17 protein-coding genes and 1 pseudogene are annotated in these 23,487 nt (G+C 41.4%); 11 read left to right on the forward strand and 7 right to left on the reverse strand.

Annotated features, from left to right (window positions below; translation table 11 throughout):
* The first annotated feature begins 510 nt into the window (after window positions 1-510).
* The gene (locus DC082_RS05365) at window positions 511-2,838 is read left to right on the forward strand and encodes an NADP-dependent malic enzyme (protein WP_094566692.1); all 2,328 of its coding nucleotides are present in this window, start codon (window positions 511-513) and stop codon (window positions 2,836-2,838) included.
* 142 nt (window positions 2,839-2,980) lie between these two features.
* On the forward strand, window positions 2,981-3,673 hold the full coding sequence (locus DC082_RS05370) for a peptidoglycan DD-metalloendopeptidase family protein (RefSeq protein WP_109236044.1): 693 nt from the start codon (window positions 2,981-2,983) through the stop codon (window positions 3,671-3,673).
* Window positions 3,674-3,845: 172 nt separating this feature from the next.
* Here the strand turns inward: DC082_RS05370 and DC082_RS11090 are convergent.
* From DC082_RS11090 to rplM, 5 genes and pseudogenes are all read right to left on the reverse strand, one after another.
* Window positions 3,846-5,971 (reverse strand): annotated as a pseudogene (locus DC082_RS11090) (lysine decarboxylase LdcC).
* 165 nt (window positions 5,972-6,136) lie between these two features.
* Window positions 6,137-7,450 carry a cadaverine/lysine antiporter gene (cadB, locus tag DC082_RS05380; RefSeq protein WP_109236045.1) on the reverse strand — a complete coding sequence of 438 codons (1,314 nt, stop codon included), beginning with the start codon at window positions 7,448-7,450 and terminating at the stop codon, window positions 6,137-6,139.
* Between the two features lie 345 nt (window positions 7,451-7,795).
* Window positions 7,796-9,178: a polynucleotide adenylyltransferase PcnB gene (gene pcnB / locus DC082_RS05385; RefSeq protein WP_109236204.1), complete on the reverse strand. Its 1,383-nt coding sequence runs from the start codon at window positions 9,176-9,178 to the stop codon at window positions 7,796-7,798.
* 92 nt (window positions 9,179-9,270) lie between these two features.
* On the reverse strand, window positions 9,271-9,663 hold the full coding sequence (gene rpsI / locus DC082_RS05390) for a 30S ribosomal protein S9 (protein WP_094566688.1): 393 nt from the start codon (window positions 9,661-9,663) through the stop codon (window positions 9,271-9,273).
* 22 nt (window positions 9,664-9,685) lie between these two features.
* Window positions 9,686-10,114 carry a 50S ribosomal protein L13 gene (rplM, locus tag DC082_RS05395; protein WP_094566687.1) on the reverse strand — a complete coding sequence of 143 codons (429 nt, stop codon included), beginning with the start codon at window positions 10,112-10,114 and terminating at the stop codon, window positions 9,686-9,688.
* A 423-nt stretch (window positions 10,115-10,537) separates the two neighbouring features.
* Between rplM and DC082_RS05400 the strand changes: the two genes are divergently transcribed.
* The 9 genes from DC082_RS05400 to DC082_RS05440 all read left to right on the forward strand — a co-directional run bounded on the left by DC082_RS05400 (window position 10,538) and on the right by DC082_RS05440 (window position 21,761).
* Window positions 10,538-12,019 carry a DUF4139 domain-containing protein gene (locus tag DC082_RS05400; protein ID WP_109236046.1) on the forward strand — a complete coding sequence of 494 codons (1,482 nt, stop codon included), beginning with the start codon at window positions 10,538-10,540 and terminating at the stop codon, window positions 12,017-12,019.
* Window positions 12,020-12,045: 26 nt separating this feature from the next.
* On the forward strand, window positions 12,046-13,044 hold the full coding sequence (locus DC082_RS05405; RefSeq protein WP_109236047.1) for a hypothetical protein: 999 nt from the start codon (window positions 12,046-12,048) through the stop codon (window positions 13,042-13,044).
* A gap of 142 nt (window positions 13,045-13,186) precedes the next feature.
* A complete protein-coding gene (locus tag DC082_RS05410; protein ID WP_109236048.1) occupies window positions 13,187-13,762 on the forward strand; it encodes a LemA family protein in 576 nt (191 codons plus the stop codon).
* A gap of 434 nt (window positions 13,763-14,196) precedes the next feature.
* Window positions 14,197-16,539 (forward strand): TonB-dependent hemoglobin/transferrin/lactoferrin family receptor, encoded by a 2,343-nt coding sequence (locus DC082_RS05415; protein ID WP_109236049.1) that lies wholly within the window; start codon window positions 14,197-14,199, stop codon window positions 16,537-16,539.
* A gap of 55 nt (window positions 16,540-16,594) precedes the next feature.
* A complete protein-coding gene (locus tag DC082_RS05420; protein ID WP_109236050.1) occupies window positions 16,595-17,488 on the forward strand; it encodes a heme/hemin ABC transporter substrate-binding protein in 894 nt (297 codons plus the stop codon).
* A gap of 2 nt (window positions 17,489-17,490) precedes the next feature.
* Window positions 17,491-18,504 (forward strand): FecCD family ABC transporter permease, encoded by a 1,014-nt coding sequence (locus DC082_RS05425; protein WP_229821589.1) that lies wholly within the window; start codon window positions 17,491-17,493, stop codon window positions 18,502-18,504.
* Window positions 18,505-19,305: an ABC transporter ATP-binding protein gene (locus tag DC082_RS05430; RefSeq protein WP_109236051.1), complete on the forward strand. Its 801-nt coding sequence runs from the start codon at window positions 18,505-18,507 to the stop codon at window positions 19,303-19,305.
* 99 nt (window positions 19,306-19,404) lie between these two features.
* Window positions 19,405-20,172: a HugZ family pyridoxamine 5'-phosphate oxidase gene (locus DC082_RS05435; protein WP_109236052.1), complete on the forward strand. Its 768-nt coding sequence runs from the start codon at window positions 19,405-19,407 to the stop codon at window positions 20,170-20,172.
* A gap of 215 nt (window positions 20,173-20,387) precedes the next feature.
* The gene (locus DC082_RS05440) at window positions 20,388-21,761 is read left to right on the forward strand and encodes an esterase-like activity of phytase family protein (RefSeq protein WP_109236053.1); all 1,374 of its coding nucleotides are present in this window, start codon (window positions 20,388-20,390) and stop codon (window positions 21,759-21,761) included.
* A 133-nt stretch (window positions 21,762-21,894) separates the two neighbouring features.
* On the opposite strand, the gene DC082_RS05445 is transcribed toward DC082_RS05440, so the two are convergent.
* Together DC082_RS05445 and DC082_RS05450 are read right to left on the reverse strand one after the other, a co-directional pair.
* The gene (locus DC082_RS05445) at window positions 21,895-22,134 is read right to left on the reverse strand and encodes an RNA-binding S4 domain-containing protein (RefSeq protein ID WP_109236054.1); all 240 of its coding nucleotides are present in this window, start codon (window positions 22,132-22,134) and stop codon (window positions 21,895-21,897) included.
* Between the two features lie 421 nt (window positions 22,135-22,555).
* Window positions 22,556-23,479 (reverse strand): AEC family transporter, encoded by a 924-nt coding sequence (locus DC082_RS05450; RefSeq protein WP_094566676.1) that lies wholly within the window; start codon window positions 23,477-23,479, stop codon window positions 22,556-22,558.
* Window positions 23,480-23,487: the final 8 nt, after the last annotated feature.

Below are 23,487 nucleotides of genomic sequence, written 5' to 3' on the forward strand. Positions count from 1 at the left end.
AAACCCTCCACAAACATTGTCGGGAAATACTCTGTTGATTCACTACTTAAAAGCTATATCTAGAAGCACTTTCCATAATTTAAATCGCCCTCTATTATAGCAAATAGGATCTCCATCGTCCCCATAAAATCGTTATTTAATATTCTTATAACAAGCTTATAGCAGACTTATAGAGGAGATATAATAGCGAGCTCATTATCAAATAAATGATGATTAAAAATCAGATAATAGTAAGAAAACAGACCTAGAATAGACCTAAAATAGAGCCATCAATAGAGCGATAAATAGGGCGATAAATAGAACGGCAATCTATATTTTATACCAAGATCAAGCAGAGAGATTTTATGTGCAAAAAGAGATCTTTAATAGATTAAAATCAATAAGTTAAATCTATAACTCCGTAAAAATTGAGTTTGATCCCCTTTTTTATGAGTAGCCTAGTAGATTCGAAGATCAATCCTTGTTAGTATCTAATATTCACTCAAAATTCAGTATAAAGGATAGATCTCAATGGATTCTCCAAATAATAAAACTGAAGATCTTCGAATTGAAGCGCTTCGCTATCATGCCCAGCCTAGACCTGGAAAAATTTCAGTTGAAGCAACCAAACCGCTTGTCAACTCAAAGGATCTCTCTCTTGCTTACTCCCCTGGCGTTGCCTACGCTTGTGAAGAGATTCAAAAAGATCCGCTCACCGCTCTCGATTACACCTCTAAAGGTAATCTTGTTGCCGTTATTAGTAATGGAACTGCGGTATTAGGACTTGGAAATATTGGCCCATTGGCAGGAAAACCTGTCATGGAAGGAAAAGGGGTTCTCTTTAAAAAATTCTCCGATATCGATGTCTTCGATATTGAAGTCGATGAGTTAGATCCCGATAAATTTATCGATATTGTTGCGAGCCTTGAACCCACCTTTGGTGGCGTTAACTTAGAAGATATTAAAGCGCCTGAATGCTTCTATATTGAACAAGAGCTCAAAAAACGGATGAATATTCCGGTCTTCCATGATGATCAGCATGGAACGGCGATCATCACTGCTGCAGGCGTATTAAATGCGCTTAAACTTGCCGATAAAAAGATTGAAGAGATCAAACTTGTCTGTAGTGGTGCGGGCGCTGCGGCCATCTCTTGCTTAAATCTTTTAATGCAATTTGGTTTAAAGAAAGAGAATATCACCGTTGCTGACCGTGATGGCGTTGTTAATCAACATCGTTCTCCTGAATCGCTCGATGAATATAAATCCTTCTTTATGCAGCAAACCGATAAGATGACTTTAGGTGAAGTCATTGAAGGGGCGGATGTCTTTTTAGGTCTCTCTGCTCCCGGCGTTCTTAAGGCTGAGATGGTTGAGAAGATGGCACCTAATCCGCTCATCTTTGCTCTTGCAAACCCCGAACCAGAAATTCGCCCAGAGATTGCTCACGCTGTCAGGGAAGATGCAATCATTGCCACAGGTCGCTCCGATTATCCTAACCAGGTTAATAATGTTCTCTGCTTCCCTTACCTCTTCCGCGGTGCTCTCGACTGTGGGGCTACAGAGATTAATGAAGCGATGAAGATGGCTTGTGTCAAAGCAATCGCAGATCTAACTCACCAAGAACCAACAGATGAGGTTCTTCACGCTTATCCCGGCGAAAGTCTTCGCTTCTCTCGCAACTACATTATTCCAAAACCGTTCGACCCTCGCCTTATTGTAGAACTCCCTATTGCGGTTGCAAAAGCGGCAATGGAATCAGGCGTTGCCCTTCGCCCAATTGTGGATTTTGAAGAGTATCGACATCGTTTAAGTCAACATTTTAATAAGACCAATATGGCGATGCGCCCCATCTTCAATCAAGCTAAAGAGAATGCACGCACGATCGCTTACTGTGAAGGGGAAGATGAACGAGTTCTCCGTGCCGTTTACCTGGTAAAACAAGATCGCTTAGCGAACCCTATCCTCATTGGGCAACCTAAAGTGATTCAACAGCGTATTGAAGAACTAGGAATTAATCTTCCAACAAAAGTCTTAATGCCAGAAGATAGTATCAGTAAAGATATTGGTAGTGACTATGTTCAAATTATCGATTATCGCAACCCTCCCCTTCTTGATCGCTGTTCAGAACAATATTACAGCCTAATGAAGCGTAAAGGCATTACGCCGGAGTTGGCTCGTCAACGTATGCAGACAAGAGGTAACTTACTCTCCTCTATGCTCCTTGAGCTTGGAGAGATCGATGGTCAAATCAGTGGTGTTTTAGGTCAATACCATCGCCATGTTCATCATATTGTGGATGCCATCGGCCTTCGAGAAGGGACATCTCAACCAGCGGCGATTAGCTTGATCCTGTCACCGAAAGGGCCGCTCTTCTTCTGTGATACTCATGTCAATGAAGATCCTACCGCTCAAGAGCTTGCTGATATCACAAAGATGGCCGCATCTGTAGTAGAACGTTTTGGTATTGTGCCTAAAGTGGCGCTACTCTCTCACTCAAATTTCGGTTCAAGAGAGTCGAAATTCTCACGAAAAATGCAAGAAACATTGCATCTTTTAAAAGAGAGCGCCCCTGAACTGGAGGTGGAAGGAGAGATGCAACCCGATCTTGCGATTTGGGAGCGTTATCGTAATGCATATTTCCCGAACTCAGAACTACAAGGTCAGGCAAATCTCTTCATCTTTGCCAATATTGATTCTGCCAATATTACCTATAACTTTGTTCGGACAATTACCGATAGTATTGTTGTAGGTCCGATTTTGACAGGAATCTCAAAACCTGCACACGTTGTGACCAATATCGCAACCGCTCGTCGCATCGTCAATGTAACCGCGATGTGTGCAACTGACCCGCTCAATTAAGTAAAAATGCACTGCCAGTTTTACTAATCGAGCTAACACAATAGTAGATTATAAAATAGATCATAGAGATACCCCTCAAAGAGGAATGATGGTAAGATATCTTCTTCTTTTTGGGGTTTTTTTAATATAGAAAGTAAATATTATGCGCTTAAAACGAGTAACATTTATCTTATCAGCACTCCTTATTATCCAAGCTTGTAGCTCCTCGGGTAGTTATACTGTGCGTCCCGGCGATTCTCTTAGTCAAATTGCGCGGGCACATAATATGTCACTTCAGCAGTTGCAGAAATTGAATAATATCTCTAACCCCAACCTGATTCATACAGGGCAAGTCTTACGTGTTAGTGGTAAAGCCGGCTCAGCAGTGCGAGAAAAAGGTGGTAGTAGCGCGCCACAAGCCATTACGCGCCGTGATAATACCGTTATTGTCCCGAAAGCCCCGGCGGCCCCAAAAGACAAAGTCTCAACCGGTATCAGTGGTTGGCAAAGACCGACTGATGGCCCCATTACGAAGAGCTATAACCCCAATCTTCCTGGTCAAAAAGGGATTCAGATTGCCGGCACACTCAACCAACCTGTTCGTGCAGCACATAATGGCGAGGTGGTATTTGCCGGAACAGGAAACTCAGGTTATGGACAGCTGATTATTATTAAGCATAATGCAGATACCTACTCTGCTTATGGATATCTTGCCTCTGTCAATGTTAAAGAGGGAATGAAGGTGAAAAAAGGGCAACAGATTGCTTCGATGGGTAATAGTTTTGATGGTCGAACCGTTCTCTACTTTGAGATTCGAACCAAAGGACAGACAGTTAATCCTAGTAACTATATTTAATCAAATTCATCGAAATCATTGAACTCATTGAACTCATTGGAATAAGTTAAATAGCCTAGCTCCATAATTGAGCTAGGCTATTTTCATATTAAACTCATATTAAATTCATCTTAAAATGGTGACTCTATTCAAGAGAGTACGCAAATAGAGGTGATGATCTCTTACCTTCTATCTATAGATCTAAGACCCGAACTACATACTCACCATCATCATCTTGATAGACACCATGGATATCGGTCTCAAAACCAGGATAGTGGGAACCGATATCACAAAGCATCTCTAAGAACTCAAGAATCGGTTTAGTCGCCTCAGTGATCTTCTCCCCCGGCATGATAAGCGGGACTCCCGGCGGATAAGGAAGAATCATATTGGCACTTACCTGATTCATTAGCTCTGAAAGCTTACACTCCTTAACTTTTCCTCGTAACTCTGCCTGATAGGCTGCATGGGGAGTCATCTCCATCTCAGGGAGGCTATCGAAGGCGTTATACATCAATTGGGGCAATTGATGCTCCTTCATCAATTGATGAATTCCTTTAGCCAACTCTTGCAAGCGAAGATCTCTATAAAATTGTGGGTCGATAGCGTAGAGTGCCGGCAGCGCCTCTTTCACTTTTAGATTTTGATCATAAGCATGCTTAAACTTCATTAAAGTTCTTAGAAGCGTCATCGCCTTTGTCTCATCAATCCCCATACTAAAGAGGAAGAGTAGAGAATAAGGTCCTGTTTTCTCCACAACAATGCCATGTTCATCTAAAAATTGAGAGACAATGGATGCAGGAATTCCCCACTCATCAAGCGTACCTGCAGCATCCATACCAGGAGTTGTGATGGTAATCTTAATCGGATCTAAAAAGAGAAAGTTATCATCAATCTCATTAAATCCATGCCAACGATCTTCACTATTGAGTGGCCAGCAGGCGAGCTCATCAATATTTTCAGGTTGCCATACATTGAAGAACCAATCACTCGACTCACGATTCAATCGCGCAATCTCCTTACGGAAATCGATCGCCCGATCGATCGCTTGCTGCATCAGATTTCTTCCCGCGGCACCTCGCATCATCGCCGCAGATACTTCACATGAAGCAACGACACTATAGAGGGGGGAGGTCGTCGTGTGCATCATATATCCCTCATTAAAGGTTCGCTCATTGATCTCCCCCTTAACATGAATCATCGATGCTTGTGAGAAAGCCGCCAATAACTTATGGGTCGATTGCGTCTCATAGATCACTTTATCTGCCACTCGCTTCCCACCCATGTCTGATTTTCCCGCATAGATCGGATGGAAGTTGGTATAGGGAACCCATGCTGAATCGAAATGGATTGAATTAACCGGCAAATGCTCCTTGATATAATCTGTATCGTAGAAGAGCCCATCGTAGGTTGAGTTGGTAATACTGGTGCAGAACCATTCTCTCTTTCAGCCACAAGCGCTTCAATATGTGCTTTTGCAAACTCCTTCTTAGGAATACCCCCTAAGATTCCATAAGCATTACGGGTCGGCTTAAGATAGATCGGCGTTACATTAGTCATCATCATTAAATGGGTAATCGATTTATGACAATTTCGATCCACAATAATGGTACTCCCCTCCGGACAAGCATACATACCCACAACTTTATTCGCCGTCGAGGTTCCATTGGTAATAATAAAGCTTCGATCTGCATTGAAGGTCTCTGCGATATACTCCTCTGCCTCACGATGTGGCCCTGAATGATCTAGTAGAGAACCGAGCTCTCCCATGGAGATCGATATATCAGAGCGAAAAGTATTCTCACCATAAAAATCATAGAAGAGTGAGCCTACGGGACTCTGCTCAAATGCCGTCCCTCCCATATGACCCGGTGTACAGAAGGTATACTTCTCTGCCCCAACATACTTAAAGAGCGCCTTTGTAAAGGGAGGTAAAATTTGCTCAATATACTCTTCAACCCGCTGATCAATCCGTATTGCGCTATCTGTCGCATTATTGAGAACATAATCATAAAAATAGAGATTATTTTTTAGATCAGAGAGTGAGAGATCCATCGCCACCTTATCATTGATAAAGGTGAAGAGCGGCAACTGCTCATTGAGATGGGCGATCTGCTCACAGAGTGGCAACTGATGATTATCCCAATCAAAAATCACACCCGAAATACGGGGATTTTTTTGTAAGAGATGAAGAAGATCTTCTGCCTGCTCCACAAGAAGTAACTTATACCCCATCTCCGTTAAACTCGCCTCAAGCTTAGAGAATAGTAGACTCTTAAACTCTTCGCGAACATCATTTAATAGTGCGATTTGATACATATAGACTCCTTTTGACTATCATTGTTGATTGAGCAGACTGCTGCACGCTCACTACTTTAAAACCCAATCTAACTTATTGATCTCATATATTGACTCTATTTATTGATGACATCTGTTGGTTGCATCTATTAATTTATCTATTAATTTATCTATTAGTTTCACTTATTAATTGTCATTAACAACTTCTCGCTGATGCCCTAACTTCTTTGCATAGAACATTAAGATAATTAAACTCACAATAAAGGTGCCGGAGAGTTGCATCGGCGTTGACCCTAAGAGCGCAATGAAACAGAAGATACTCCCAAAAATAGCAGCTGTTAAACTCAAGAGACGCTTCGCACTCATCCCTTCCACTCGAATAAGATTTAAACAGGAGTAGAAATAGGGCAACATCGTTAAGAGAACAGCGATATTGATAAGATCTTTAAAGATGGTAGAAGCACGGCCTGATTCTGCATTCGCCAATGTCACCAAAGTTAATAAGATAGACATCTGAATTGCCGCTAAGATCAATCCTTTACGGGGAATACCATTTTTATCCATCTCCCCATAAGCTTTAGGGAAGTTCCCATCATGCGCTGCCCTAGCCCCCGCTTGCCCTACCAACATCATCCAAGAACCTAATGATGTTAAACAAGCAATTACCGTAAAGATCGAGACTACAGGACTTGCCCATTCACCTAACATGGTTGATGCTGTCTTTGAGAAAGGTGCCCCCGATGCCGCCATTTCTGCCGCCGGATACATACCAGAGATAACCTGAGTTGCCAAGATATAGACGATACCCGCTAAAAAAGCGCCAATCATCGTTGCTAAAGGAATTGTCTTTTTAGGATTTTTAACAAGTGCTGAGTTAACGGAGGCAGATTCGATTCCTACAAAAGCCCATAAGCAGAGCAATGTACTACTTACAACGGCCTGATAGTCGGTATCATGAGAGACATTCCAGTTGTGAATATAGGTCTCTTTATCAAACCAGAGCCATCCAAATATTGCCGTTCCAATAACAGGAATAAGAATCAGAACTAAACCAAAAGTGGTTAAACGACCAATCCACTGCCCCCCTAACAGATTGATAAATGTGAAGATCCAAATCAGTGCAAGAGAGAGAATTCCTGCCGGAATCGCCTCATTGAGGATAGGGTAAAATACAGAGAGATAGGAGACCGCTGTTGTTGTAATGGCAAGATTCCCAATCCAGTTGGCATGATAATAGAGTGCCCCTGTCTGAAATCCTAAAGCCGAACTCACCTCATTAGCATAGGCAATAGGACCTCCCTCTTCAGGATCTTTCGTTGCTAACTTCGCAAAGACATACGCTAATGAGAGTGCGCCAATCAAAGCGACAATCCAACCGGTAATCGCAATAGAGCCAATACTCGCTAAGTTTGCCGGCAATAGCGCAATACCACTTCCCATCATATTTCCTGCAACAATACCGATACAGGCTATTAAACCAATCTTTTTTGCATTATCCATAAATCACCTAGAATCTCTTCAATAGAACTAAACCGAGGAAATTGAAAATTCTGCATCAAAAATGATTAAAACATTAACATTATGACCAACGGCCATTAACTACTAAAACAATAACACAATATATTATAGAGTTACATATATTCACTTTTATTAAAAACGTAATCCCTTGATATTCCCAAAAAATATAAAAATAGATTATTAAAAGTGTGATCAATATCAAAAAATTTCACCCATAAAAAAACTACCTAAAACACTATCGACGCCGATCTTTCGATCAACTTAAGAGAGTATTTTAGATAGTTCTTAACCATCTTAGGGGTATTAACTTATTATCCCACCATTATCTTACGATTTTGCCGGCGATTCCTTACTACGATTCCGTCTTCGGGGGCGGCGCCGACGCTTTTTAGGCTCAGTCGAAGCATCATCATTTTGCTGATGAGTTTTGATCTCAGCCGCTACAGCACGCTTACCTTCTCGACGCTCTTCTCTTGCCGCTTCCCGCTCTTTTGCAAGAAGTGTCTGTTCGTAATCCTTAAACTGTGCCTCCCAATATTGAGCCTTTTCAATCACTTCATCGCTCTCTTGTGCATCTGCACGCAAAAGTAAGAAATCATACGCGGCTTTAAAACGAGGATGCTCCATCAAACGTTTCGGTTGACGAATCACTTTCGCTTGCAATCGGAACTGAAAGATCCACAACTCTTCAATAAACTCCCGAACATAACGGGGAATAACCGTAATTTGATGCTGTACTTTAAAGACTTCATCAATAGCGCTAGAAGAGGCATCACTATTTCGTTTGCCTTTTACGATCTCTTTTTCATAAATTGCAACAAAAGGTGCCCACAACAGAGAGGCATAGACAAAGTAGGGGGAACTCGTTAATCCCGCAGCTGCACGCTCATCTGAATTTTGCAGTGATCTTAAGAGGAGATGCTGATCCGGAAACCCTTCTCGCTCTAACGCATTATAGGTTAATGGAAAGAGGATCTCGAAGAGCTCATGCGCAATCATACTATGGTAAGAATGCTCACCATGTCCTGTTAAAAAGAGCTTTAAAACCTCATCATACATTCTCGCTGGCGAAACGGTTGCAAGAAGATGACGATGCTCTGCAATAAAGGGGAGCAGTTCCGGATCGATCGTTAATCCCAATTTTGCCTCAAAACGAATCGCACGCAAAATACGGACGGGATCCTCTAAGAATCGCTCTGTCGGATCACCGATCAATGATAAACGCCTACTCTTTAGATCTTGATATCCATTACAATAATCGATAATGGTCTGATTACGAACATCATAATAGAGCGCATTGATGGTGAAGTCTCGCCGAAGCGCATCTTCATCAATCGTGCCGTAGATATTATCTCGTGTTACAAACCCTTCCTGATTTGTCTGATAATGTTTCGATTGATCATTCGCTTCATTAGAGCGAAAAGTGGCTACTTCAATGATCTCTCGACCAAAAACAACATGCACCAGACGAAAACGACGTCCAATAATACGACTATTGCGAAATACTCGACGAATCTCACTAGGATGTGCATCTGTCACAATATCAAAATCTTTAGGGGATAGACCCAAGAGAAGATCACGCACACCACCACCAACAAGATAAGCGTTGAAGCCAGCGCTATTGAGCCGATTGATCACCTGTAAAGAATTTTTAGAGATCTGCCGATTTCTAATAGGATGATCTTTCGTATGGTATATATGAGGACTCATGTGAGGGTTCATTGAACCTTTTCTCCAAAAAGAAAAGCCTTTCAAAAGAAAGGCTTTGATATTTTTCATCATACTCAAAATATCGATAAAAATTAACGTTTTGAGAACTGAGTTGCACGACGTGCTGAACGAAGACCGATTTTCTTACGCTCAACGCTACGTGGGTCACGAGTTACGAAACCTGCTTTACGTAACGGCGCACGATTCGCCTCATCATACTCAACGAGTGCACGTGTTAAGCCGTGACGAATTGCACCGGCTTGACCACTCAAACCACCACCTTTCACAGTTACAATCACATCAAATTGATCAGTAACTTCTAAAAGCTCAAGCGGTTGACGAACTACCATGCGTGATACTTCACGTGGGAAGTAATCATCGAGTGATTTATCGTTAACAATAATACTGCCTGTACCTTTACGTAAAAACACTCTTGCTTGTGATCTTTTACGTCTTCCAGTACCGTAATTTTGGTTAGCTGCCATAATTAATTCTCTCTTCTTAAAATTAGATGTCTAAAACTTTTGGTTGCTGTGCTGCATGAGCATGCTCAGGACCTGCATATACTTTTAATTTACGAAGCATTTCTCTTCCTAATGCATTTTTAGGAAGCATGCCTTTGACCGCAAATTCGATCACATTTGCAGGTTTAGTTTGCAACATCTTCTCAAGAGTAGTCTCTCTTAAATGACCAACATAACCGGTATGTTTATAATAAATTTTTTGTTGAAGCTTGTTACCTGTTACACGAACTTTCTCTGCGTTTACGATAACAATGTAATCACCGGTATCAACGTGAGGTGTGAACTCAGGCTTATGCTTACCACGTAAGCGTGTTGCAACTTCGCTCGCTAAACGGCCGAGGGTTTTTCCTTCTGCATCAATTAAAAACCATTCACGGGTTACTTCAGCAGGCTTTGCACTAAATGTTTTCATCGAAAACTCCAAAATAAATAATCACTAACAAAAAAATTTAAAACCAGCATGCATACCGCCGGTAACGAGAATACCGGCGAGAGATCACTCTCACGATACTGACTCTAAATCAACGTTAGGGGTCGCTGGTAAACGATCTCGGCATTTTACGAAATCCCTATCGAAATATCAAGCTTAATAGCACTTATTCCTAACTTATTAAACTCCCCATAAATAATGGGGCCGATCATAGATGCTATTGCTATTATAGAAATAGAATATGGCAGATAGAATATAGCAACAGAAGGATTAACTATAGATCAATTATCTATAGATCTATTACCAATAACCATTAATCGCTATAATTATCTGTAGCACTATCTTGTAGCACGCCCCTAAATAAAAGCCCTTAAATAAAATAATGGATAGAAAGGATTCTCGATAATGAAACGAACGACCCTCTTTCAAGCTACGATTCTCACCCTATTATTGCCGATCGGCCCTCTCTCTTTAGCTACTGAATCAGCTTCAGAGCAGAATCTTATCGATCGACAACTGACGATCTATCAAGAAGGGATTGCTTTAGTCTCAGAAAATCGCACCTTTCAATTATCTGAGAAAGAACCGGTACTTCTTCTCCCCAATATTGCCCCAGAAGCAATTGTAGAATCATTACTCTTAAAATTTAATCCAAGCCAAGATGAATCAACCTCATCAGAAGAGAAAGAGATGCTTCCGCTCGTAATAGAGAAGAAACTCAATCGCAATCTACTCTCCCCGACAACATTGATCGATTACTCTATTGGCAAAGAGGTTGAAGTGATCTGGCAATCACCTAAAGAACGCCGGGAAAAGGCGATTATTCTCTCTAACAATGGTGGTCTCCTTCTTCAGTATGAAGACCGCATCGAATCAGGCCTTCCAGCAGATGCAAGACTCGCCTTTAAAGAGATTCCTAAAGGTTTAAATCGCACTCCGGTACTCTCTCTTCTCTTAGAGAATCTACCTAAAACGATCACCCCTTACCGAGCAAATCTCAATTACCTCACGCGAGGAGTGAGTTGGAGTAGCGATTATATTGCACAACTTGATGAGAAGGAGAAATTGTTTCGCTTAGAGGGATGGGCAACCATTAACAATCAGAGCGGTATCGATTTTAACAGTAGCGAAATCTCACTCATTGCCGGGAATCTCAACCTTCTCAATCGCGCACCACTCTATCGAGAAAACTTTATGGTCAAAGCCGCCGCGGCGCCACAGAGAGATCATATTACCCCCGAAAGTATCAGCGATTATCAACGCTTCTCTCTACCTGGAACATTTAACCTCCAACAACAAGAGCAGAGTCAAGTCGCTCTCTTTACAGCAGAAAAAATCCCTTACCAAAAGGTTTACCATTTTAATAATATAAGTCCTAGCCAGCGTCTTGCAGCTCAATCATCATCACAAAATGCCGCAATCACCCTCTACTTTAATAATAAGAAGGAGGATCAACTTGGATTTGCGCTACCCTCTGGCACCATTCGCCTTTACCAAATGGAGGGTAAAACACCCACTTTCCTTGGGGAAGATGCGCTCGCGAATAGCGCATCAGGAGAAGAGATATCACTCAATATGGGATCTGCTTTTGATGTCACCCTCACCAGAGAGCAACAGCAATACCATATTATTAATCCTGATGAGTGGGAGGTCAGTTATCAGCTCACAATCAATAATCGTAAAAATGAAGCGGTCAATGTTGAGTTAACGGAGAACTTCTATCCCGGAGAAGGAATCAATTGGGAGATTGTGGCTCAGCAACCGCCGGCAGTTCTAAAAAATGAGAGTGCTATCTGGAATGTCTCTCTTCCTGCGGAGGGAGAGAAGAAGATCAACTATCGTGTTCGCTACACCATTTTTACCCCTACTACAGCTGAAAAACGTTAAAAGATTAGTAGGGCTAAACATTTCAGATGATACAACACAATCGTCTACTATGGCGGAAGATCACCCAAGCTTCGGAAAAGATCGATCAGGCTCAATCCGCTCAAGAGCTGCTCAAGATAGCTGAATCGATGCGAGAGATCACGCCGCTTCAATTTGACCGGCGAGATTACCTCCTCTATTTTGGCGCGGATCTTCTGCTCTTTATTACAGGATTTTTTCTCTATCGAGAGAACGGGGAGGGTTTTTTCCTCTTTCTCTTAATGCTTGCGCTCTTTATTGCGATCATCCTTGCTATTCGCTTCTATCGACGAGAGAAGCTCCCCAAACAGCTCTCGGAAAAGATCTTCTACCGCGACCTCCTCTTTGACAATCAGATCACCTCTATCGATCCTAACGTCTTGCCGGTAAACGATCTACTACAACGATTTAGAGAGTTCGATCGGGGCAATTATCGCCGGGAAATTCCAGAGCTCTTAAAGGGATCTATCGATATTGGATTAACATCGATCCCCTTCTACTACTTTCACTTTCATTATGTGGATGAAGAGGTCGTTGAGGAGAAAGGGAGTGATGAAAAACCCAAAAACCGCAAAATCTATCACCACTACCATCGATATGGCTTATTACTTGCCCCCAAATTTTTGAAAGACAACGAGCTCCCTCTACTACAAATAACCGCAGATCGCTACTTAAAAGAGAGAAAGAGCGACTATCTACCGGCATCTTTAGCCTTCCGCAAACGTTTTTCACTCTATACCTCAGAGCAACACTTTGCTGCGAAGATATTGATACCGACAATTGTAGAGCAACTACTGACGCAGAGTGAGGAGTTTAAGAATATGAATATAGAACTCAATCAACAGTTACTGATCGCTTTCGATAATAGAGATCTGATTCACGCGCAACAAAATTACGATCTTCAACATCTCGATGCTTTCATTGCCGAACTACAAGAGAAACGAGAACTCCCTCAGCTCCAAAAGATCACTCCTCTGATAAAAAACCTTCTCTTTCAGCTAAAATAGAGCCATCTCCTCATCGAAGCTGAGCGAAATGATCTTAACTAAACAGTTCAAATAGAAAGAACTTACACAATAGGTCTTACAAATAGGTCTTAAAAATAGAGCTTACGAACAACCTTAACCCACTATTTCAGGAAAATAATTGATGTCGATTCCACTTATTATTACGCTCCTTATCCCCCTCTTACTGATTATCTATATCATTACAATTCATAACCGTATTATCGCCTACTACAATGCCACACAGCGAGCTTGGGCCGATGTGATCACGCAACAGATGCAAAAAAACAGACTCCTTCCAACGTTAGAGCGAATGGTCGAAGAGTATAAAATTCATGAAGCAGATCTTTTACAAAATATTACTGCACTGCGCTCATCTCTTAAAAATATTGCCCCCGAAAATAGTAGCGTAGAGCAGCTACGAGAGATTAACAATGAATCAAAAATGCTCTTCTCTCAGCTCAATATGGTGGCCGAAAATTACCCCTCACTCAAAGCTTCTGAAGTTTATCAACAATTTATGCAGGAACTTAGTGAACTTGAAAAAAATGTAGCTGCAAGTATCCGTATTTTTAATGCGAATGTTGAGACCTTCAATACTACTATCGAGCTCTTTCCTAATCTCTTTATCAATCAACTCTTTAGTAAAAAATCACCGCTTCCGATCTTTGATGATCATCAAGCGAGTAGTGACTTTGAGTATCGCCCCCCTTTTAAATAAGAAGGGAGCAAGATTCTCCGTATAAAACCCCGTGATAATACTGTAGGCCTCAATGAGGCCTTTTTTATTGCGCTCTTCACTGCGCTCTTCATGGATCTCTTGAGTAGAAATTCACAACACCTTTACCGCAAATCACCATTCACACACTGCATATTTATTACTCACCAAAAAATGATGCAAAATTTTGATCTCTTCCTACAAGTGATGGAGCTCTACACCCAAAAATATTGTAATAACAGCCTAATAGCAGAGTTAACAGCAAAAAGAATATCATCTCTATGGCGCTATTCTATTCAGTCGACATTAATATTTCTTATAAGAGTCATTGACAAGCAGTAACAAAAATTAATAGTATTCATTTGATAACGAATCTCATTAGCAAATGAGATACTACCTTAAAAGATATACTGTTTCATATAATAAGAGCTGCTCTCATGACTTTTAAAAAAAATCCTCTCACTATCATTACCAGCCTTCTTCTTATTTCGCCACTTTATGCCCAATCAACGCCGGAATGGGTATTAGACAATACGCTTAATGCAGAAGGTATCGCAATACCCAATAGATCAATTGATAATACTCCTTCAGTCACCCTCTCAAAAGTGATTGTTAGTGGTGCACTCAAGGAGGATTTAGAAATAGCAGAGAGCGCCGCAACGATTGCCCACTTTGATACGAAAAATATTGACCGTCTCAATGCGACCAATCTCGCTCAACTACTCAATTATGAGCCAGGCGTCACAGTTGATCTCAATAAATCAGGAGGAATTAGTGATATTCGTATTAGAGGAATTGGCAAAGATCGTGTCTTAATCTCTGTTGATGGTGCTCCTATTCCTATGACCTATAACTTTGGGAGCTATCTCTCAACGAGTCGTGATTACTTCGATATCGATGCAATGAAGAGTATCGATATTATTAAAGGTCCAATGTCGACCCTCTACGGTGGTAGCGCACTTGCCGGGGGGATCTTTATGCAGACAAAAGACCCAAGTGATTTTCTCCGCAGTGATAGCAATTTCGGCGGTGAGGTTAAGGCGGGCTATCGTACTGCAACAAGAGAAACGCTTCTCTCCGGAACAGTTGCCGGTCGCTTTAATGATAAGCTCTCGGCATTTGCACGTTTAACCTACACCAATCCCCATGAAGAGCGTAATCATGCCGGAAAATCCTCAAGTGAAAAAACAATCGGACCAAACCGTACTCACCCTAATAAATCGGAAGCTGATACCTATAACTTCTTAACAAAATGGGTATTCGAGCCCAATGCTAATCATCGCTTTAGCTTAACGTACGAGAACTTTAAAGAGAGCCTCCATGCCGATCCTCTTTCAAAAATAAACTCAGTATCATTTGGTACAACATACCTAGATATACATACAAAAGACGTTAATAAACGTCAGCAAGTAACATTACGTCACGATTTCAATCAAGAAACAGCACTATTTGATCGTGGTTTTTGGAATATCTATTTTCAAGATAGCAAAGCAAAACAAGATCATAATGAGATGCGCTTTATACCTGCGAATAAATACTCCCCTAGTAGTAAAACCACCTATAGAACTCGTTATAGCGACTTTAATAACAAAACTTATGGTTTAGGTGCAGAATTTACCAAAGGTATTGCACAAAATGATGCTGTTTTCCATAACTTAACTTATGGTGTGAACTATCGCCACAATAAAGTCACAACAGAAAGAGATGGGAATACCATTAACATAGCGACGGGAATGAGGGATGAGAGTGAAACATTCCCTAATAAAAGCTTCCCAGATTCTAAGATCAAAGAGCTTGGGATCTTCCTGCAAGATCGCATTAGCTTTTATGAAGGTCAATTTGAAGTGATTGCCGGCATCCGCTATGACCATTACAAGATGTCCCCTAAATTAGGAGGAGTCTATCAGAGTGCAAATCCAAGTGGTGATCAACCTGCCTCTGTGAGTAAAAGTCAATTTTCTAAAAGAGTCGCACTCCTTTGGCATCCTACAGAAGAGAATACGCTCTTTTTTAATTACTCAGAAGGATTTAGAGCACCTTCATTTAGCGCAATCAATGTCGGATTTGGTAATCCTACGCATGGTTATATCAGTAAATCTAACCCTAATCTTAAACCCGAATCGAGTAAATCATATGAGCTCGGTTGGAACTATATCGATAATACAAAATCATTCTCTGCCACCGGTTTTTATACCGACTATAAAAATTTTATTGAGGAACGCCAAGAAGCTGCCCGTGATCCACTAACTGGATATCGCGTATTTCAAGCGATCAACCTAGATAGAAGTAGAATTTATGGCTTAGAACTCAAAGGAGATATAGATCTCTTCACCATTCAAAATGGTAACGGTACGATCGGAATCAATGGAAGTCTTGCCTATGCAAAAGGTAAAGAGAAAGGGTCAAATAATCCTATCAACAACATCGAACCGCTGACAGCAACTATCGGGATCGATTATAACTATCTCGATAATCTCTATATCGGAGCCCGTTTAAAAGCAGTCAAAGGTAAAAAAGCGAAAGATATCAATCTCAATGAACCGAGTCCTTACGACCTACCACAAGATCCTCCACAGCCTGGTCCGGGATATGCCACCGTCGACCTTATTGCAGAATATAAACCTCGTCGCGATATCACGATTAATGCCGGTCTCTACAATATTTTCAATAAAGAATATAGCTCATGGAGTCAACGCCTTGTCAATCGAGATAGTAGCGATCTACGCCGTGCAACCAATCCTGGATTCAATGCGGCCCTCTCGGTGAAGTATGAATTTTAGCATCTCTATAACAACAATTTGATCTAGCAGAAAAGGTTTACAAAAAAGGTTTAATATGCTCCGAAAATTACTCATCACCACGCTTCTTGCCACTTTAAGTACACAGGCCATCGCAGCAGATAACATTGCATCACGCATTGTCTCAGCATCAAACCCCTTAACACAGATTGTGACGGCGCTTGGTGCAGAATCAACGCTTGTTGGAATCGATAAAACAAGCCATACCTCCTCTTCTCTCAATAAAGTTCCCGATATCGGTTACCGCCTCTCTCTCTCCTCAGAGGGAATTCTCGCGTTAAATCCCGATCTCGTACTACTCGCTTTCGACTCAGGTCCACAAACAGTTCTTGAACAGATCAAACAATCTGGTGTAGAGATGATTCAATTTCCCGAATGGGTGGATGTCGAGGATATTCAAAATGCGATTACCACCATCGCCGCCAAAGTAGGAAGCGAAGAGAAAGGTGAAGCATTGAAAGCAAAAGTCGCCAATGATGCTAAAAAATTGAAAGAGATGAGTGCGCAACAACCCGATTTAAGTGCCTTTTTTATCCTACAAGAAGCCCAATTAGGTTCACCACAAATCTCGGGCGGTAAAACTTCTGCAGATAAGCTCCTTGGCCTCCTTAATATCAGAAATCTTTTTGGGGATGATTTTAATAACTACCGAGCGGTCTCTTTAGAGAATCAATTACAGAAGCGTCCCGATATTGTCCTCATCGGTCATCGTGGCAATTTCGATCCTACTCCGACAACAAAGGAGAGAAAAGAGAGAAGCATTCCCCCTTTTCAACGAAGAATGACGGGGATCGATCATTGGCCTCAAGCGCTCCAACCACAATGTGTCTTTGATCTCAATATGAGTAACTACTTAGTCTATGGCATTCATATCTTCTCCGAAGGAGAGGCGCTATTAACGGCAATCAATGAGTGCCTTCAGGAGCAATAATTGTGAATAGTAGCTTTTTTGATCAGTATCAGCGTCCCATCATTGGCGCAATACTTCTCTCACTTATTCTCGTTCTTATCATTGCTGCCGGACAAGGCGCGATGGAGCTGGATTGGCGAAACCTCTTTCAAGCAGATTCGATGGAGTATTACATCGTTTGGAATATTCGCGTCCCTCGAATATTAGCAGCCCTACTTGTTGGAGGCGCATTGGCGCTCTCTGGAGCAATTATGCAAGGGCTCTTTCGCAACCCTTTAGTTGAGCCGGGCATTATTGGAGTCTCTAGTGGAGCTGCGCTCTTTGCCGCTTTAGCGATTGTCTTAGGAACCCATCTTATGCCAACACTCTTTGCTCAATTAGGAGATTATGCATTACCGATCGCCGCATGCATTGGTGGATGGCTTATCACTTCATTACTCTACTTCTTCTCTCGAAATACACGCGGTATTAGTATTAGCTCGATGCTTCTCATTGGGATTGCTATCAATGCTTTTACTGGAGCTTTGATCGGGCTATTGACCTTTATTGCTGATGAGACAGAACTTCGCTCTCTCACCTTTTGGTCAATGGGGAGCTTAAGTAGCTTCAATTATGAGAAACTCACCATTTTACTGGTAGTGCAGATCATCATTCTGCCACTTCTCTGGCGCAGAGCAAAATCGATGAATGCGATGCTTCTAGGTGAGCGGGAAGCGAAGCATCTTGGGATCAATGTTGAGCGTCTAAAGCGTGAACAGATCTGGGGAGTCGCTATTATTACCGGCACAGCAGTAGCCTTCTCTGGAGGAATCGGCTTTATTGGCCTCTTAATTCCTCATCTAATTCGTATGGTCTTTGGTGCTGACAACCGCTTCGTTTTACCCTTCTCCTATCTCTTTGGCGGAATTCTCCTCATCATTGCCGATAGCTTCTCGCGTACGATTGCCGGCAATAGCGAAGTGCCGATTGGAATCTTGACCGCCTTTATCGGCGCTCCCTTCTTAGCTTATCTCGTCTACCGACAAGGGAGAGGCTAGATGTTTACATTAAATGGTGTCACTTTAAAATATCAGAATCGAGTATTGATCAATATTCCGCAACTCACAATTCCTCAAGGGGGATTTACCGCTTTGATCGGTCCTAATGGCGCAGGAAAAACCACACTTTTAACTCTTCTAGCAGGAGATGCTGAGCCTTCTAGTGGAGCGATTCTCTTTAATGAGAGAGCTTTATCAGAATACTCTGTCAGCGAGCTCTCAACAAAGCGATCTGTTCTCCCGCAAACAGAGCATATCCCCTTTGCACTCAATGCACGCGCCATTATATTGATGGGATTAATGCCTCATCAGGTAGAGCCGCAACATCCTGATGTTGAGCCACTATTAAAGGATCTTGTAACGACCTTAGAACTTGAAAAAATAATTGAGCAGCCCTATCAACGTCTATCCGGCGGTGAGCAACATCGAGTTCAAATCGCAAGGGTTCTGATACAGACGCTCTTTACCAAAGAGCAGAATGATCGAGCATTAAGAGATAAAGTGATGCTTCTTGATGAGCCTTTTAACCATCTCGATCTCTATCATCAACAACAACTGTTACGTTATTTCAAAAAACTGACTCAAATGGGGCTCACCATTATCTGCGTAATGCATGATCTCAATCATGCTCTGCAAGTCTCCGATCGCTTAATACTCCTTAAAGGGGGAGAGATCGTCGGAGAGCATACACCCGCTCAATTGTGGCAATCGAAGAAGCTAGAAGAGGTCTTTAAAGTCAATTTTATTACGCTGAATGATCCTCAAGATAGTCGCTTTTCAACGCTTGCTTTCAAAATATAGTTCAAACTAGGGCGATTATAAAATCTCACAGAATCGATCCCTAAAATCATAATCAATAACTTAAACACCCACTCAAACAATACTTAAGGAGATTTACAGATGTCCGAATTGATCACTAAAAATAACTTAAAACAGACTTACAGCAAACAAGATGCAGCAAGAGACTCACGCATACAATTACTTGCAAACTTCAATGGAGTATTGGCAACCATTATGCGCGATACACTCGATCTTGAAGGCTATCCTCTTGGCTCTGTCGTTCCTTTCTGTCTCAATGAGCGCAATGAGATCGTTCTCTTAATTGCAGATATTGCTCAACATACTAAAAATGTTAAAGAGAATCCGAAAGCTTCACTAACACTTCACAATGATGATCAAGATAATATTCAAAAAGGCTGGAGATTAACCATTCTTGGTGATGTCAAAGCCGCGACTAAAGAAGAGATCCCGGCAATTGCCAAGCGCTATGAACGCTTCTATCCTGAAAGTAGTCGTTACCATAAAGTTCACAACTTCCAATTCTATCTCTTAAAACCTAAAAAAGCGCGCTATATCAATGGCTTTGGAGAGATTCATTGGGTTGACTATGACACTATTCTTGCGCCGACAATCTTTGATGAAAAATCTGAATCGGAGATGATCGATCATATGAATGCCGATCACCATGATGCCCTACTCCTCTATCTTAGCACTCAAACAACCGTCACTCAGCCTGATCTTGTCCGCATGGTAGAAGTGGATCAATATGGATTTACTGTGGCGCATGATGAGGCTTTTTTCCGCTTCACCTTCGAACAAGAGGCGACATCAGCATTAGATGTGCGCCAATATCTTGTAGAGATGGTTAAAAAATTGCGAGCGGCGTAGATCTATATCTCATTAGATTAATATTCCATTGCTAATATGGCTGATATGGCCTGATATGGCTTATCAAATCTCCTACAAAAGGGGGCATGATAAGCCTATTTCAAAAAAGAGAGGTGCGTCGTAATAAATAGCACCTCTCTGTAATTATCCTGTTAAAAAGGGTTTGTAGGATAGAGACTCAACCTGTTATCAACCTACTTAAAAAGGGGTCTCTCATGACAACATCCTCTTCAGCATATCCCTCTTCAACACATATTAAACCTATCGCCGCACTTCTACTATCACTTCTTGTCTCAACAACCGCTCCTTCTTTCGCAAGTGAAAAATATCCCGCAACTTTAACCGCTCACGCCTATATTCCCGCAGAAAGTATAATTTCAGCACCTAACGATGCACCCGATGATCTCCAGATAAGTGGAAAGTTTACACAAAATCTGCGTAATGATGTGGTCGGCTCAATTGAGGGAAAATCGATGGGGCGCCCAACAGGCGTCTCCCTTCCCTTTAAAGGTCAACCGATACAAGGTCATTCTGGAATCAAAAAAATGGCTGATGGCTCATATTGGCTCTTAACTGATAATGGTGCAGGAAGTGCTAAAAACTCCCCCGACTTTATGCTCTATCTCAACCAATATGATATTGATTTTGATAATAATGAATTTAAACGATTAAAAACTATCTTTTTACATGATCCTGACAAGAAGATTCCTTTCCGTATTCAAAATGAAGCAACAGAAAAGCGCTATCTAACTGGCGCAGACCTTGATCTTGAGAGCTTTCAATTTGCCGGGGGTTATCTCTGGATAGGTGATGAATTTGGCCCTTATCTCATCCAGGCAACAACCGATGGTCGTATAGTGGCACTCTATGAAACTTACTTTCAAGGAGAACGATTACGATCACCAGATCACTACAGCTTAACAACACCTGGAAATCCCGAACAAAAACTTAACTTTGAAGTGCTACGTTCAAAAGGATTTGAAGGAATGGCAGTGAGCCGAGATGGTTCTAAGCTCTACCCCCTCTTAGAAGGCGCTCTTGTTGAGAGTGATGGTAATAATCTAATTATTTTAGAGTTTGATGTTTCCCAAAAAGAGTGGAGCGGAAACTATTGGTATTATCCTCTTGAAAAGCCGGGTTTATCAATCGGTGATTTTAATATGATTGATGATCAATATGCGCTTGTTATCGAAAGAGATAATGGGGAGGGCGTTATAGAGTTCGTTTGTAAAAATGATGTTAGAGCAAACTGTTTTCCAGAAGAGAATCTCCCGCAATTTAAACGTATCTATAAAATCGCACTCAATAAAGATAACCAAAATAAAGATGTCGATAAAATAGGTTATATCGATCTATTAGAGATCGAAGATCCGAATAATCTCTCGCGCAAACCGCTCAGTAATGGACACTTTGTTTTCCCTTTCTTCACAATTGAAAATGTAGATATCGTCAATGATGAAGAGATTATTGTAGGAAATGATAATAATCTTCCATTTTCAAGCAGTCGCCTTCCTAATACCGCTGATGATAACGAGCTTATTATTCTTAATGTTAAAGCACTATTAGATGCGCCCTTAAAAACAAAATAATCAATTTGTATAAAACGATAAAGAGGAGCCTTGTATAATGGCTCCTCTGCCCCTTTAACCTAGTTGATTCATCCACCTAAATTATTTATTCGGACCATTTATCCGAATTATTCATTGTGTTGAACACGTCAAATTAAACCCCATCCCCGGCAAGAACGGTAATCTCAAAACCTTCTCCCGTGACATGGCTATCGGCCAATATTTTTGCTGTCTTACGTAGTTCGATCTCTCCGTTGACACTCACTAATCCATCACTGACCATCAATTTTGCCCGACCACCAGTTTCGGCAACTCCTGTCATTTTCAGAAGATTATTGAGGGTAATATGGGGATGTCCCTCTAAATAAAAAACTTCTTTTACAATGTTGCTCATAATCTTTTCTCTATTCCTTTCTAATATACAATCGATATGTACAATCGATATGGGTCGATACCAACATCGGCTCCGCTCTATTTTATACCTTAATAAGCGTCAGCACTATTAATCATCATAATCAAGGCTTATTAGTCATGCATTAAGCATCATTAAACATCTCTTAAACGTCTATTAAACGTCTATTAACATCTTATCAATCTTATATAAAGATCTCACTATCAGCCATTCCTTTCGATACATAATCCCTATACTATCCCTATACCATTTGTGTAGCATCCATGTACCACCCAAAATAAAACCCCAATCTCGAATGATATTGGGGTTTTACTAATGAGCTGATAGCACTCACTCAATTAATAATATGGATATGGCGTAATCTCAAAAAAATCAGATGCTTTTCAGATTCTTTTCAGATTCTTTAAATAAGATCGACAATGGTTACACCAATGATTATAGAGACTAATGCCATTAACGTACTCAATAATACCGTCCCGGCAGAAGTATCTTGATACGCCTGATTGCCTACCGCTAATGCCGGCACTGCTGTTGCTGTGGGCAATACACCGATTAAGAAAGCTGATTTTAATAACTCCCCCTCTAAGCCGAGAAGTAGCCCTGTTCCTAAAATCAATGCCCCTTGAACAAAGTTTTTCACAAAGACGTTGAAGATAATCTCCACATTAGCACGCAACTTGATACCGGAGATCAATAACCCTAAGAAGAAGAGCGCTACCCCACCCGATGTTTTACCAAGTTCATTAACAGAATTTTGCGCAATTTCCGGAAGTTTAACTCCCATAATCGCTAATACTGCCCCTAAAATAGGAAGGAATACAAGCGGTTGTGATACAGCATGCCAAATACTCTTCAACATGCCCCCTTTATTACTATTTGTACTGATCATCATCAATGTGAAAGGAATAATAAAGACTGTATAGATCAAATTTCCCATCACCATTGCAATCAGACCCGATGATCCAACGGTCGCAAGAAGAACCGGTGGCCCACAGTACGCCATATCAGGAAAGGAGACACAGAGCGCCTGCATTGCGGCATCTTTTTTGTTATGTTTAAAAAAGAGCTTCCCGGCAGCAAAGCCCACAACATAAGTTACCACTAGTCCCACCGCTAAAGCGAGCATATAATCCACATCCAACAAAACCTTTGGAGAGGATTGAATCGCCGCCAAAAAGAGGGCAAATGGAAGGGCTATTTTTACAACAAAGTCTGCAAAAGCTTGAGTATACTCCCGTTTTACAAATCCTGTCTTACCCGAACCCCAACCGACTAACAAACCCAAAACAATCGGCCCGAGAGCCGCTAATATTGTATGTAATATCATGGTTTTGA

Origin of the sequence: Ignatzschineria indica (assembly GCF_003121925.1) — a bacterium.
In the GTDB taxonomy this organism is placed as follows: Bacteria; Pseudomonadota; Gammaproteobacteria; order Cardiobacteriales; family Wohlfahrtiimonadaceae; genus Ignatzschineria; species Ignatzschineria indica.